Below are 14,372 nucleotides of genomic sequence, written 5' to 3' on the forward strand. Positions count from 1 at the left end.
CACAGCTTTGTGAACATAGAAGCGCCGTCCAGCAGTCGATTTTCACAAGCTGAACCGATCTTCAGCCCGCCTTTACGGTCAGGTCCGACCTCGTCGGTGGCCAGAACGTGACCGTATGATTCGTGGTTGAAGCCGCCTTGTCACGAACCCGTAATCAGCCAAGCAATGACTTCTCCGGCACAGTCTAGGATGCGGACCAACATCCATTAGACCATGCTTTTTTAGAGCGCGAACAAAACTGCGTTTGACAATGATGCGCTACGGATCGAACCTGCCGGGGCGCATCCACGTTTGAACCGGGGGGAGTTCTTCATGCTTGCACGGACTTTTTTTGCCGCGATGCTCGCAACATTTGCCTGGCTGCCGCAAACATATGCCGGCAGCCAGACCGTTCCTGCAAACGCCGAGGGGCAGGTCGAGTTCAACACTCCGTCCGGCAATATCGGCTGCATCTATACGCCGAAGGGCGGCACCAGCACCTACGAGCCGCAGGATGGCGGACCGGAGCTGAGCTGTTCGCGTGTCGAGCCCAGCTACGTCACCATCATCCTCGGGCCGAAAGGCCCGGCGACGCTGATCAAGTATCCGGGCGAGCAAGGCTGCTGCGGCGACGTCACCAAGCTGGCCTACGGCAATAGCTGGAGCAAGGGGCCGTTTTCCTGCCAGTCATCCACCAAGAGATTGACCTGCACCGGCAAGCATGGCCATGGCTTTTTCGTCAGCAAGGCCAAGGTGACGGTGAAATAGTTCGGCTCAGTTCGCCGTTTCCAGCTCGCCGCGCGCCTTGGCCGCTGCAACCTGGCGGATCGCATCGGCAAGCGTATCGGCGTCCTGGGCTCCCATTACGGCATATTTGCCCTCAAGCAGAAAGCACGGCACGCCCGATATGCCCATGCGCGAAGCGGTGGCGATTTCGGTGCGCACCGCCTCGACATCAGCGTCGGTCGGCAGCAGCGTTTCGACCACGGAGGCATCCATGCCGGCCTCGCGGGCCGCTTCGATCAGCACGGCATGATCGCCGAGATTGGCGCCTTCCTCGAAATTCAGTTGGAACAGCCGGCGCACCAGCCGGTTCTGAATGGCCTCGCCGGCCGTCCCGGCCCAGCGAATGAGCCGGTGCGCATCCAGCGTATTGGGCGCGACCTTGATGGCGTCGAAGGCAAAGGAAATCCCTTCAGCCTCGCCCAACGGCTCGATCCGGGCATGGATTTCGCGGATGCGTTGCTCGCTGCCGAATTTCGCCACCATGTAGTCGCGGCGGTTCTTGCCTTCGGGCGGAATCGTCGGGTCGAGCTGGAAGGGCCGCCAGCGTATGTGAACGTCGATATCGACGGCGGCAATCGCCTTGTCGAGCCGTTTCTGGCCGATAAAGCACCAGGGGCAGACGACGTCGGAGACCACATCGACGGTAATCGAGTTCTCGTCGTTCATCTTGATCTCCTGTTCTGAAGAGGTCACTTCGGTTTGCGCCACCAGGTCGGCAACTGATAACCGTATATGGGCGTCTTTTGCGGATGTTCCAGATAGTTCCAATAAGCGAGCCATTGCCGGTTGTTGTGCTGCGTCGGCACCATGTAGTTACCGGAGATCAACAGCCGGTCGAGGACGCGGACGGCGGCGACATAGTCCTCCTTCGAGCGAGCTCTCAACATCGCCTCGATCGCCGCGTCCACCGCCGGATCGGCGACGCCGGCGAGGTTGAACGAGCCTTCGGCCTTGGCGGCAGCGGATCCCCAGCGCCCGGTTTGCTCGATACCGGGCGACAGCGAGTTGTTGAAACCGGTCGAGCCGACCAGCACCTCGAAATCGAAACGCTGCTTGCGCGACTGGATCTGATCACCGTCGAGGCTGCGGATACCGACATCGATGCCGAGCTTCTCAAGCGTGCGCTGATAGATAGCGGCAAGTCGCTCTTCGTCCTGCGAGGCGGTCAGGATCTCGAAACCGAACGGCTTTCCCTCGGGATCGAGCATCGCGCCGTCCTGCACCGTATAGCCTGCGCTCTTCAGCAGCTCGAATGCGGCCTTCAGCACCTTGCGGTCCTGGCCAGAGCCGTCGGTGACAGACGGCCTGTAGGTGCCGTCCATGACATCTCCAGGCACGCGGCCGGGGTAGGGGGCCAGCAGGGCCTTTTCCTTTTCGCTGGCCGGGTGGCCGAGCGCGGAGAGTTCGGAATTCTGCCAAAAGCTCATCGTTCGCGTGTATTTGCCGCCGAATAGATTCTTGTTGGCCCATTCGAAATCGTAGAGCATGCCGAGCGCACGCCGCACGACCGGATTGGAAAATTTCGGCAGCCGCGTGTTGAACAGAAAACCGTTGACCACCGGCGGAATGCCGGTGTCGAAAGTTTCGGCGATGACCTCGCCCCGGTGGAAGGCCGGAAAGTCGAGATCGCGCTCGCGTTTGACCGGGTCGCTGTCGTCGTCGATGGCGCAGATGCCTTTCTTGAACGCTTCCTGCTTGGCGTTGGCGTTGAGGAAATATTCGATGGTGATCTGGTCGTAATTGTCGAAGCCGCGCTTGGACGAAACGTCCTTGCCCCAATAGTCCGGATTGCGCTTGAACACGATGCGCTGGCCGGGCACGACTTGCGCCACCGTGTAAGGGCCGCTGCCGACCACCGGCTTCAGCGTGGTCCTGTCGAATGTGTCCTTGTTGAAAGCGTGTTTCGGGATGATCGGCGTCAGCGCAATGATCAGCGGAAATTCGCGGTCGGCCTTGTCGTTGAAGGTGAAGCGCACGCTGCGGTCGCCGGTCTTTTCGAGCTTGGCAATCGCTTTCATCCGCTGGCTGTAAGGTGGCCGGCCCTTCTCGGTGAAGACGTCATAGGTGAACAACACGTCTTCCGGCGTCACCGGTTCGCCGTCCGACCATTTGGCCCTGGGATCGAGGTGGAATTCGATGCCCTTGCGCTCGGGATCCATGTCGGCGGTATCGGCTAGCAGGCCGTAGAGACTGAAGGCCTCGTCGTAGTTGCGCTGCATCAACGGCTCGAAGACGAGATTGCCAAAGGCTTGATCCATCATGCCGCGCGCCGTCGTGCGCAGGCTTTTCAGGATGAATGGATTCAGATTGTCGAAGCTGCCGACGACGATATAGGTAATGCTGCCGCCCTTCGGCGCGTCGGGGTTGACGTAGTTGAAATGCTTGGAGTCGGCCGGCAGCGCCGGCTCGCCCTGCATGGCAAGCGCGTGCTTCGGTTCCGACAGGGCCGGTTGCAGGGAAAGGCCGACAAACAACATTGTGGCGATCAGCCAAATGACAACGCGGCCCATGACCGTCTCCTTCCCGATTCGATGCGCAGCATACATGAGCCGGTCGTGCACCGGCCAACCCCCTGAGCCAATCCTTCGGCCAAGATTCGCGAGGCTCGGGCTGGATTCGGCATCGCTTGCAGTGTAACACGCCGTCCGAAGTCATTCTGTTGCCTCATTTCGGCAACAGGTAGCTGGACCACACGGCGCGAAAAAGCCGGTTCCGGGATCATTTGAGAGGAATGCACGACATGACCAGCCTGAACAGCAACGCGTACCGCCTGTCGGTCATGGCCGCTGGCGTGGTCGGCATTCTCGGCGCCGGGATTCCCGCTGCTTCCGCGCAGCAGCAACAGCAGATTCCGCAAGGCTGGTTCAAGGCCTGCACCAAGCAGGAAGACGTCGACATCTGCAATGTCCAGAACATCACCACCGCCGGCAACGGCCAGCTCATCACCGGCGTCAGCCTGATCGAATTGAAGGGCAAGGTGAACCGCAAGGTGTTCCAGGTGACGGTTCCGACCGGCCGGCTGGTTCCTCCCGGCATCGGCCTCCAGATCGACGGCGGCAAGGCGCAGAAGCTCGACTATGTGATCTGCTTCCCGGACCGCTGCGTGGCGGAAGTGCCGCTGACCGATCAGCTCGTCGCATCCTTCAAGAAGGGATCGGCGCTGACACTGACCTCGATCAATTTCCAGAACCAGCCGAATCCGATCAAGATTGCGCTGACCGGCTTCAGCGGCGCCTTCGACGGCCCGCCGCTGCAGCAGTCGGACATCGAGGACCGGCAGAAGAAGCTCCAGGAGTTCGTCGCCAAGAACAACCAGGATTTTGCCAAGAAGCTCAAGGAAGAGCAGGAAAAGGCGAAGGCCGCCAACTGATCGACTGCCGCCAACTGATCGACGGGTTTTCGAACAAACAAAAAGCGGGGTTCATGCCCCGCTTTTTTTGCTGAACCGGCTGATTGTCGGGTCCAGCCATGTCTCAAGCCGGCCAAGTCCTAGCTAAGTCATCAATGTCTCGATTGGTGCTTCGGTTCGTAGCGCCCGTCCGGCCTCTTCTCGAACATCTCACCTATCTGTGGATGCCGGACCGGTTCGCCCGACCGGTCCTCGAGCAAATTCTGCTCGGACACGTAGGCGATGTATTCCGTTTCCGAATTCTCGGCGAGCAGATGATAAAAGGGCTGGTCCTTGCGCGGCCGCACGTCAGCGGGGATCGCCTCGTACCATTCGTCGGTGTTGGCGAATTGCGGGTCGACATCGAAAATGACGCCGCGGAACGGAAACAGCCGGTGGCGAACCACCTGTCCGATCGAGAATTTGGCTGTCTTCATCGCACTCACCACTTGAACTTCTTGGACGCCACGCATCCTGGAACACGCAAGGAACGCTCCAAGACTTTAGACTCTTACGCATCGGTCCGGCAAAGATTGGCCCAGACCTTGCCGTCGACATGTTCGTTATTTGGCGCAGACTCTGCGTCAATTCAATCCCGATGCGCGTGATGCCGGGTTGAGTTCGCAAGATGCGGAGCAAGGGCGGTGCCCACATCGCTATCGCTCAGCCGTTTTCGCAATCCACCAAAAAATGCCGCAAAACCGCTGCCGGGTCGCAGACCCTCGCGCATAAAAAACGCCCGCAACGGCGCAAACCCTTCAAGCACGCCAAGACCAGCGCTGCGCGCCAACTGGGCCGGCAGCATGTCGGAAAGCAACGACATGTTGAGCAGGTTGACCGCGCTGCTGCGCGCCAGGATGTCCGGCCGCCGCTTAAAATCATAGGTCGCAAGCGCCTTGGCGGCGCCCGGGTCCGAGCGATTTCTGCTTGCGGTACCAATCAGGTCGTCGATGTCCCTGATGCCGAGATTAAGGCCTTGCGCGCCGATTGGGGGAAACACATGGGCGGCTTCGCCGACAAGCGCCACGCGGTGCTGCGCAAACCGCCACGGGCTCACCGCTGAAAGGGGGTAGACCTGTCGGCCGGGCTCAACCGACACGCGGCCCAGCATCGATTGCATCCGCTGTTCGACCCGCGTCGAAAGCTCGGCGTCGTCAAGTGCTGCAAGGTCCCTGGCGGTATCGGGCTCGAGCACCCAGACAAGGCTGGACCGGTTGCCGGGCAGGGGAACCTGTGTGAACGGACCGGTCTCGGTGTGGAATTCGGTCGAAGTAAAGGCATGGTCGCTGCGGTGACCGAAATTGAGCACCAGCGCCGCCTGCGGATAGGATCGGACCGATGTCCGGATGCCGGCTGCCTCGCGGGCCGGCGACTGACGGCCATCGGCGGCAACCGCCAACGACGCCTCAATCTCGCTGCCGTCGGCGAGAACGGCATGGGCATGGTCGGCATCGAGGCGCCATGCCTCCACCATCGACTTTCGCCACTCGATGCCCGCATGCGCGCCGACAGCCTCGGCTAGCGCGCGGTTGAGAACGCTGTTGGGCACGTTCAGTCCGAATTGCTCTTCGTCGATCTCGCTGGCGCGAAAGGTCACTGTCGGGCCGCGGATCAGCCGGCTTGTTGCATCGACGATGCGCATCACCTTGAGCGGCGCTGCGTGCGGCCTGATTCTATCCAGGATCCCGAGCCGTTCTAACATCTTCAGGGCAGGGTTCATCAAGGCTGTCGTCCGGGCATCGGGGCCGGCTGCCTCGGGTCCGACGAGCGTCACCGGAAAGCCGGTCTCGGCAAAGCCAAGCGCCGCGATCAGCCCTGCGGGGCCGCTGCCGGCAACGAGTATCCGTGCTGTTTCCCGATGATCCAAATTCGGCTTCCCGATTGCGAGGTGAGGCCTATCCGACCTGCCGGTCCATATAGGTCAGGTGATGTCGCTTGATCAACGCGGCGATTCGGCCCATTCGGTTGCCATGACCGGCCAACAAGACGATTTCAGCCACCTGGACGGTATCGGCCGTGCGATGGCGAGCGTTGCGCGCAGCCCTCGACTGACGGTGAGCGTTGTTGCTGGCATGGGCATCGCCCTTGCATGGCTCCTTCTCGGCGCAATTGCAGTTCGTGGTGCCGTAAGCCGGCTCCCGGGCACCGATGCACCCGGTGACACTATGCTGAGATATCTGCCGCAACTGCCGCTGCCGGATTTCCTTGCGCGTTTCTTCGCCCTTTGCCTTGCGCCGGCGCCGCTTCACGCAAGCCTAGGCGCGCAAGGCGGGGCACTCACCGCGATGTGGCTGTTGATGGCCATCGCGACCATGCTGCCCTCCGCGGCGCCGATGATCCGGACCTTTTGCGAGATCGCAGATACCGCCAGGATCAAGAGGGAGCCGGTCGCCCATCCGTTGGTCCTCGTCGCTGGATATTTAAGCGTCTGGCTTGCCGCCTCGGCAATGTTCGCAGCCCTGACGCTAGCAGTCGATGCATTCGCGTCACCCGGGCAGATGCTCGATCCGGCGGTTGGAATTGCCGGAGCAGCCGCGCTGTCGATCGCTGGTCTCTATCAGTTCAGCTGGCTGAAGGAAGCCTGTCTGGAGAAGTGCAGAAATCCGTTCTCGGTCCTGTTCGCCAACTGGAGCGCCAGGCCCATTCGCATTTTCCGGCTCGGCATGGAGCAGGGCCTGTGGTGCCTTGGATGCTGCTGGGCGCTGATGCTGGTAATGTTTGCCGTCGGCGTGATGAACGTGTTCTGGATGGCGCTCATCGGCCTGTTTAGCCTGGTCGAAAAACAGGCGGCAGGCAATCTGCCGACGCGGCTGGCCGGCGCGATACTGCTTGTCTGGGCAGCCACGCTGCTAGTAGTCTCGACATGAGGGGGAGAATTCGATGACAGACCAAAACTGGGCAATGAAGGGAGAGCTCGTCCTCTCCTGCAATTGCACGGTTTTTTGCCCTTGCGTGCTGTCGCTCGGCAATCATCCGCCGACGGAAGGCTATTGCCAGACCTGGGCCGGATTCCGCATCGATGCCGGCCATTTCGGCGAGGTCGACCTGTCTGGTCTCAATCTTGGGCTGATCATGGAAATCCCCGGCTATATGAGCCGCGGCAACTGGACTGCCGGCCTGTTCATCGACAAGCGCGCCTCGGTCTACGCTGTGAAGGCACTGACGAAGATATTCACCGGCAAGGCCGGCGGAACCACATCGCTGCTCTCGATCCTGGTCGGACAGTTCCTCGGCGCCGAGCAGGTGCCGATCACCTACGAGACGCGTGAGAAAACGCGCATCTTTCAGATACCGAAGATCATCGATGGCGCGGTGACGCCGATCACCGGCAAGGATCGCGACAAGGATACGGTCATCACCAATTCGGAATACTGGATCGCGCCGGAGATCATCGTCGCCAAATCCGACAGGAGCAAAATGCGGGCCTTTGGCCGCAACTGGAACTTTGCCGGCCGCTCGGCCGAAATCTGCAAGCTGGACTGGCGGGGACCGTGAGCAAGAAGACGACGGCCAGGAAAATCGCCGACCGGATTCCGCGGCCGAAGAAGAAAGTCACATGGCCGCAGGCGCGGGCGTTCTCGGTCCATCTCTTGACCGCGTCGGGCTCATTCCTGGCGTTTCTGTCGCTGGTCGCAGCAAGCGAGCAGCGCTGGACGGCGATGTTCTGGTGGCTAGGGCTGGCGCTGTTCGTCGACGGCATCGACGGGCCGATCGCCAGGAAGCTCGACGTCAAGGAAATCCTACCGACATGGTCGGGCGAACTCCTCGACAACATCATCGACTACGTGACCTACGTGCTGATTCCGGCCTTCGCGCTCTATCAGCGCGGCTTCATGGGCGAGCGCCTGTCGTTCCTGTCGGCGGCGATCATCGTGGTGTCGAGCGCAATCTACTATGCCGATACCGGCATGAAGACGAAGGAGAATTTCTTCAAGGGCTTTCCAGTCGTCTGGAACATGGTGGTGTTCACGCTGTTCGTCATCGAACCCGGACAATCGGTTTCCTTCGCCGTGGTCGTGGTGGCCGGCATTCTCACCTTCGTGCCGATCCATTTCATCCATCCGGTGCGGGTGAAGCGGCTGCGGCCAGTCAATCTCGGCATGACGCTGCTTTGGTGTGCTTTCGGCGCGCTGGCGCTGGCGCAGGCCGCGCTTGCCTCCTTCTATGACCAGATCGGCGTGCTGGGCGAGCAGGTCAGCGATTTCATCAAGATCGGAATTACGGTCACCGGGCTTTACCTCGCTTGCATCGGCGCTATCATGCAGTTCTTTCCAAATCTCGGCGCCAAGCCGGACAAGAAAGCCTGATCCCAAGAGAGCCGGAAAATGTCCAAAGCGATCCGCATCCACGCCAATGGCGGTCCGGAGGTCCTGACCTATGAGGATACCGATCCCGGGCGGCCGGGCTCGGGGCAGATTCTGGTCAGGCACACCGCGATCGGTCTCAATTTCATCGACGTCTATTACCGCTCGGGCCTTTATCCGCCGCAGGGCGGATTTCCGCTGATCCCCGGCGGTGAGGCGGCCGGCGTGGTTTTGGAGGTCGGCACAGATGTCGACTGGCTGACGCCCGGGGATCGCGTCGCCTATGCGGTGACCACCGGCGCCTATGCCGGGCAGCGCGTGATCGCCGCCGACCGCGTGGTGAAGGTGCCTGACGGCATCAGCGACGAACAGGCTGCGGCTATGATGCTGAAGGGCATGACCGCCGAGTACCTGTTGCGCCGTACGTTCAAAGTGAAGGCGGGCGATACGATCCTGTTTCACGCGGCGGCCGGCGGTGTCGGGCTGATCCTCGGCCAATGGGCCAAGCATCTCGGCGCGACGGTGATCGGCACCGCAAGTTCGACCGACAAGATCGAGCTCGCCAAGGCGCACGGCTTCGACCACGTGATCAACTATCGCGAGCAGGATTTCGTCGCCGGTGTTGCCGCCATCACCGGTGGCAAGAAATGCGACGTTGTCTACGATTCGGTCGGCAACGATACGTTCCCGGCCTCGCTCGATTGCCTGCGGCCGCTCGGCACGTTCGTCAGCTTCGGTCAATCGTCTGGGCCGATCCCGCCCTTCAGCATCTCATTGCTGGCGCAGAAGGGCTCGTTGTTCGCAACGCGGCCGACGCTGTTCGTCTATAATGCCAAGCGCGAGGACCTCGAGGCTTCCGCCGGCGCCTTGTTCGATGTCGTGCTCAGCGGTGCCGTCAAGATCAAGATCAATCAGCGTTACGCGCTCAGCGATGCCGGCAAGGCGCATTCCGATCTCGAAGGGCGCAGGACGACCGGGACAACGATACTTATCCCCTGAGCGCCCGCAGTTTCGGCCCGCCGACGCCGCGGTTCTTGCGAACTGCGCTTTACCGCTTGAGTTTCCGCTGAAATTCTTGAAGCTCTTTCAAGTCGTGAGGCGCTTACCGTCGAGAGCAGGGCGCGCATACGATGTTTGCGGGAACACAGAACATATCTGGCAAACCAGATGGAGGCACTGTGAGTGCAGATCAAGACGGCGCAAACCTGCTGGAGGTTCGCGGCCTCACCAAGATATTCGGCACGCTGACGGCGTGCGACCATGTCGATCTCAACATCGCCAAGGGCGAGATCCACGCGTTGCTTGGCGAGAACGGCGCCGGCAAGTCGACGCTGGTGAAAATGCTGTTCGGATCGCTGGAACCGAATTCAGGTGAGATTTTCTGGAATGGCCAGGCGGTCAGGATCACCAGCCCCGGCGCCGCAAAAAAGCTCGGCATCGGCATGGTTTTCCAGCATTTTTCGCTGTTTGAAGCGCTGACGGCAGCGGAGAACATCGCGCTGTCGCTGGATGACGGCTCGCCGATCAGCACGATCGCGGCCAAGGCGAGGGCGCTCTCCTACAGTTATGGCCTGCCTCTCGATCCGCTATCGCTGGTCGGTGATCTGTCGGTCGGCGAGCGTCAGCGTATCGAAATCATCCGCTGCCTGCTGCAGACGCCGCAACTCATCATCCTGGACGAGCCGACTTCGGTGCTGACGCCGCAGGAAGCCGATAAGCTGTTCGAGACGCTCGAGCGGCTGCGTTCGGAAGGAAAATCCATCCTCTACATTTCGCACCGGCTGGAAGAGGTCAAACGCATTTGCGACCGCGCCACCGTGCTGCGTCACGGCAAGGTGGTCGGCCATTGCAATCCGCGCCAGGAAACCGCGTCTTCGTTGGCGCGGATGATGGTGGGCAACGAGGTTCAGGCTGTGGTGCGGGCGCCGGCCGAAGATATCGAGACCGCGCCGGTGCTGCTTCAAATCCGCGAACTCACCCGCAAGCCGGCGACCCCGTTCTCGATCCCGCTCAGGAACATCAATCTCGAGGTCCGCGCCGGCGAGGTGATCGGCATTGCCGGTGTGGCCGGCAACGGCCAGGGCGAATTCTTCGAATCCGTTTCCGGCGAGGTGCTGCAGCAGGATGCCGGCTCGGTCCGCATCCGTGGCAAGGATGCCGGAGGCCTCACCATCACCGGCAGGCGCCTGATGGGCGCTGCCTTCGTCCCGGAAGAGCGGCTCGGCCATGGCGCAGCACCGCGCATGAAGCTTTCGGAGAACCTGCTTCTGTCGCGCCACGCCACCGATGGCAAGATGTTTGTCGGCGCCGGTGGAACGGTCAAGAGCGATGCAATCTATTCCGCTGCCCAGCGCATCATAAAGGCGATGGACGTGCGCAAGAGCGCGCCGGATCCGGAGGCTGCGGCTCTTTCGGGCGGCAATCTGCAGAAATTCATCGTCGGCCGCGAACTCGACCGCCGGCCAAGCGTCCTGGTGGTCAATCAGCCGACCTGGGGGGTCGACGCGGGTGCGGCGGCCCGCATCCGCCAGGCGCTGATCGAGCTAGCGCGCAGCGGCTCGGCGGTGCTGGTGATCAGCCAGGACCTCGACGAGCTGTTCGAGATTTCCGATGCGATCACGGTCATGCACAATGGCGAACTGTCGAGGCCGCTGCCGATAGCTGAAGCGACATTCGAGAAGATCGGGCTGCTGATGGGCGGCTCAGAACCCGGGCATGCCGAACATACGTTGGAGACGGCTTGATGCGCCTCGAACTTGTAAAACGCCCGCAGCGCTCGATGCTGTTTTCGGCACTCTCGCCGTTCATCGCTTTCGTTTTGACGATCATTGCTGGTGCTATCATGTTCGCGCTGCTCGGCGTCAACCCGTTGACGGCGTTCCGCATCTACTTCATTGAACCGATCAGCCAAGTCTGGCAGTTGCATGAACTGGCGATCAAGGCCGCCCCCCTGATCCTGATCGCGATCGGGCTGTCGGTCTGCTACAAGGCAAACATCTGGAACATCGGCGCCGAAGGCCAGTTCATCCTGGGCGGCATTGTCGGCTCGATCATTCCCGTGCTGTTTCCGCAGTTCGAAGGCCCATTGGTGCTGCCGTTGATGCTTCTTTTTGGCATGATCGGTGGGGCCGCCTATGCCGCAATCCCGGCACTGCTGAAGACGCGCTTCAACACCAACGAGATCCTGACCAGCCTGATGCTGGTCTATGTCGCCCAGCTCTTCCTCGATTGGCTGGTGCGCGGGCCGTGGCGCGATCCGCAGGGTCATGGTTTCCCGCAGACCATCCAGTTCAACGACTCGGCTATCCTTCCGGAACTCCTCCCGGAATCCGGCAGGGCGAACTGGGGATTTGTCTTCGCGCTGATCGCGGCAGTACTGATCTGGATCCTGATGAGCCGGATGCTGAAAGGCTTTGAGGTCCGCGTGCTCGGCTCGAGCCCGAGGGCAGGGCGCTTCGCCGGTTTCGGCCTGAGCCGCATGGTTTTCTTTGCCTTTCTGCTGTCGGGCGCGCTGGCCGGACTTGCCGGCATTTCGGAGGTCTCTGGCGCCATCGGCCAGCTGCAGCCGGTGATCTCGCCCGGCTACGGATTTACCGCCATCATCGTGGCATTCCTCGGCCGGCTCAATCCGCTGGGCATCGTTGCCGCCGGCCTTGTGCTGGCGCTGACCTATCTCGGCGGCGAGGCGGTGCAAAGCGCGCTCGGCATCTCCGACAAGGTGGCGCGCGTGTTCCAGGGGATGCTTTTGTTCTTCGTGCTCGGCTGCGACACGCTCATTCACTATCGCATCCGCCTGACCGGCCTTTCCGCGCCGAAACTCGAGGCAGCACCGAAGCTGGAGGAAGCCCGCTGATGGACATCACCGTCAACATCCTCTTGACCATCGCGACGGCGGCGACGCCGCTGCTGATAGCGGCGATCGGCGAACTGGTGGTCGAACGTTCCGGCGTGCTCAATCTCGGCGTCGAAGGAATGATGATCATGGGTGCGGTCGGCGGCTTCGGCGCCGGCTATCTGACCGGCTCGCCGTGGATAGGGCTGTTGGCGGCAATTGCCATGGGGGCAGTGTTCTCGCTTCTGTTCGCCCTCATGACCCTGTCGCTGGCCACCAATCAGGTGGCCACCGGCCTGTCGCTGACGCTGCTTGGCCTCGGCCTTTCCGGCATGATGGGGACGAATTTTGTCGGCCAGCCCGGTGAGAGATTGCCCAACCTCGATATTCCCGGCCTGACCGCAATCCCCATCGTCGGCAGGCTGCTGTTCGGTCAGGATCCGATCTTCTACATCTCGATCGCGCTGACCGCCGCCGTCATGTGGTTCCTGTTCAAGACCCGCACCGGGCTCACTCTGCGTTCGATCGGCGACAGCCATGCATCCGCCCATGCGCTTGGCATCCACGTCATCCGTTACCGCTATCTTTCGGTGATTTTCGGCGGCGCTTGTGCAGGCCTTGCCGGCGGCCACCTGTCGCTGGTCTATACACCGCAATGGGTGGAGAACATGACCGCCGGCCGCGGGTGGATCGCGCTGGCTCTGGTCGTCTTCGCCTCCTGGCGGCCATGGCGGGTGTTAGCCGGCGCCTATATTTTCGGCGCGGTCTGGATCGGCCAGCTTCATGCACAGGCATTTGGCATTCCGGTCCCCTCGCAACTGCTTTCTTCGCTGCCCTATCTGGCAACCGTCGTGGTTCTCGTTCTAATCTCGCGTAACAAGCGTCTGACGATGATGAACACGCCGGCTTCCCTGGGCCAGCCCTTCGTTCCGGATCGTTGACAACAAAAAGACGGAAGCTCCAAGGCTTAACTCAGAGAGGTAACACAATGAAAAAACTGCTTATTGCCCTGATGGCGACGACGGCCGCATTGTCACTGGCGGCGTCAGCCGAGGCGGCGGACAAGTTGAAGGCCTGCTGGGTCTATACCGGCCCGATAGGCGATTTCGGTTACTCCTACCAGCACGACCAAGGCCGCCTCGAGGTGGAAAAGGCACTCGGCGACAAGGTCGAGACCGCCTATCTCGAGAACGTCTCCGAAGGCCCCGACGCCGATCGCGCCTTCGAACGCCTGGCACGCGAAGGTTGCAAGATCATTTTCGGCACGTCCTTCGGTTTCATGGACCCGGAAGTGAAGATCGCCAAGAAATTCCCCAAGGTGATGTTCGAGCACGCCACCGGCTACAAGACGGCCGAAAATCTCGGCATCTACAATGCGCGTTTCTATGAAGGCCGCTACGTGCTTGGCCAGATCGCCGCCAAGCAATCGAAGTCGGGCGTCGCCGGCTACATCGTTTCCTTCCCGATCCCGGAAGTGGTGATGGGCATAAATTCCTTCATGCTCGGCGCGCAGTCGATCAACCCGAACTTCAAGGCGAAGATCGTCTGGGTGAACTCCTGGTTCGATCCGGGCAAGGAAGCCGACGCAGCCAAGGCATTGTTCGACCAAGGCGCCGACATCATCGTCCAGCACACCGACTCGACCGCTGCTTTGCAGGTGGCGGAGGAGCGCAAGCTGCACGGCTTCGGCCAGTCCTCCGACATGATCAAGTTCGCGCCGCACGCGCAGCTGACCTCGCTGACCGACGAGTGGGGCCCGTACTACATCAGCCGGGTCCAGGCGGCGCTCGACGGCACCTGGAAGCCCGACAATGTCTGGCTCGGCATCAAGGACGGCGCCGTCAAGCTGGCGCCGTTCACCAATATGCCCGACGACGTCAAGGCGATGGCCGAGGCCACCACCAAGAAGATAGCCGACGGCTGGAATCCCTTCACCGGGCCGATCGCCAAGCAGGACGGCACACCATGGCTGAAGGACGGCGAGGTCGCTGACGACGGCACGCTGCTTGGGATGAATTTCTACGTGAAGGGCGTCGACGACAAGCTGCCACAGTAAGCAACCGGAAACACATCGAACGAAAGG

The 14,372-nt window shown here is 61.4% G+C and carries 14 protein-coding genes; 10 read left to right on the forward strand and 4 right to left on the reverse strand.

Going from position 1 to position 14,372, the window contains the following annotated elements:
• The first annotated feature begins 312 nt into the window (after positions 1–312).
• Positions 313–747 (forward strand): hypothetical protein, encoded by a 435-nt coding sequence (locus tag NKH63_RS15685; protein WP_352482581.1) that lies wholly within the window; start codon positions 313–315, stop codon positions 745–747.
• Between the two features lie 6 nt (positions 748–753).
• On the opposite strand, the gene NKH63_RS15690 is transcribed toward NKH63_RS15685, so the two are convergent.
• Together NKH63_RS15690 and NKH63_RS15695 are read right to left on the reverse strand one after the other, a co-directional pair.
• On the reverse strand, positions 754–1,431 hold the full coding sequence (locus tag NKH63_RS15690; protein ID WP_352482580.1) for a DsbA family oxidoreductase: 678 nt from the start codon (positions 1,429–1,431) through the stop codon (positions 754–756).
• A 23-nt stretch (positions 1,432–1,454) separates the two neighbouring features.
• Complete coding sequence (locus NKH63_RS15695) at positions 1,455–3,275, reverse strand: extracellular solute-binding protein (RefSeq protein WP_352918087.1); 1,821 nt, start codon at positions 3,273–3,275, stop codon at positions 1,455–1,457.
• Positions 3,276–3,505: 230 nt separating this feature from the next.
• Between NKH63_RS15695 and NKH63_RS15700 the strand changes: the two genes are divergently transcribed.
• Positions 3,506–4,135: an invasion associated locus B family protein gene (locus tag NKH63_RS15700; RefSeq protein WP_023717607.1), complete on the forward strand. Its 630-nt coding sequence runs from the start codon at positions 3,506–3,508 to the stop codon at positions 4,133–4,135.
• A 131-nt stretch (positions 4,136–4,266) separates the two neighbouring features.
• Here NKH63_RS15700 and hspQ read toward each other — a convergent pair whose 3' ends face one another.
• Both hspQ and NKH63_RS15710 read right to left on the reverse strand, forming a co-directional pair.
• Positions 4,267–4,590 carry a heat shock protein HspQ gene (gene hspQ, locus NKH63_RS15705; RefSeq protein WP_352482577.1) on the reverse strand — a complete coding sequence of 108 codons (324 nt, stop codon included), beginning with the start codon at positions 4,588–4,590 and terminating at the stop codon, positions 4,267–4,269.
• Between the two features lie 152 nt (positions 4,591–4,742).
• Entirely contained in the window at positions 4,743–6,020 is a 1,278-nt protein-coding gene (locus NKH63_RS15710; protein ID WP_352482576.1) for a UbiH/UbiF family hydroxylase, read from the reverse strand.
• 61 nt (positions 6,021–6,081) lie between these two features.
• Between NKH63_RS15710 and NKH63_RS15715 the strand changes: the two genes are divergently transcribed.
• The 8 genes from NKH63_RS15715 (at position 6,082) to NKH63_RS15750 (ending at position 14,345) form a co-directional block, all read left to right on the forward strand.
• Positions 6,082–7,020 carry a DUF2182 domain-containing protein gene (locus tag NKH63_RS15715; protein ID WP_352918089.1) on the forward strand — a complete coding sequence of 313 codons (939 nt, stop codon included), beginning with the start codon at positions 6,082–6,084 and terminating at the stop codon, positions 7,018–7,020.
• Positions 7,021–7,033: 13 nt separating this feature from the next.
• Positions 7,034–7,648 (forward strand): DUF1326 domain-containing protein, encoded by a 615-nt coding sequence (locus tag NKH63_RS15720; RefSeq protein ID WP_023717603.1) that lies wholly within the window; start codon positions 7,034–7,036, stop codon positions 7,646–7,648.
• Positions 7,645–8,460: a phosphatidylcholine synthase gene (gene pcsA / locus NKH63_RS15725; RefSeq protein WP_352482573.1), complete on the forward strand. Its 816-nt coding sequence runs from the start codon at positions 7,645–7,647 to the stop codon at positions 8,458–8,460. The genes NKH63_RS15720 and pcsA overlap by 4 nt, the downstream gene beginning before the upstream one ends.
• Before the next feature lie 18 nt (positions 8,461–8,478).
• Complete coding sequence (locus tag NKH63_RS15730) at positions 8,479–9,456, forward strand: quinone oxidoreductase family protein (RefSeq protein WP_352482572.1); 978 nt, start codon at positions 8,479–8,481, stop codon at positions 9,454–9,456.
• A gap of 179 nt (positions 9,457–9,635) precedes the next feature.
• Positions 9,636–11,201, forward strand: a complete 1,566-nt coding sequence (locus tag NKH63_RS15735) for an ABC transporter ATP-binding protein (RefSeq protein WP_352482570.1) — start codon at positions 9,636–9,638, stop codon at positions 11,199–11,201.
• Entirely contained in the window at positions 11,198–12,310 is a 1,113-nt protein-coding gene (locus tag NKH63_RS15740) for an ABC transporter permease (protein ID WP_352482568.1), read from the forward strand. Before NKH63_RS15735 ends, NKH63_RS15740 begins: the two co-directional genes overlap by 4 nt.
• Positions 12,310–13,230: an ABC transporter permease gene (locus NKH63_RS15745; RefSeq protein ID WP_352482567.1), complete on the forward strand. Its 921-nt coding sequence runs from the start codon at positions 12,310–12,312 to the stop codon at positions 13,228–13,230. Before NKH63_RS15740 ends, NKH63_RS15745 begins: the two co-directional genes overlap by 1 nt.
• A 47-nt stretch (positions 13,231–13,277) precedes the next feature.
• A complete protein-coding gene (locus tag NKH63_RS15750; protein ID WP_352482565.1) occupies positions 13,278–14,345 on the forward strand; it encodes a BMP family ABC transporter substrate-binding protein in 1,068 nt (355 codons plus the stop codon).
• The last annotated feature ends 27 nt before the right edge of the window (positions 14,346–14,372 follow it).

It is taken from the genome of Mesorhizobium sp. M0960 (genome assembly GCF_040319055.1).
GTDB lineage: Bacteria > Pseudomonadota > Alphaproteobacteria > Rhizobiales > Rhizobiaceae > Mesorhizobium.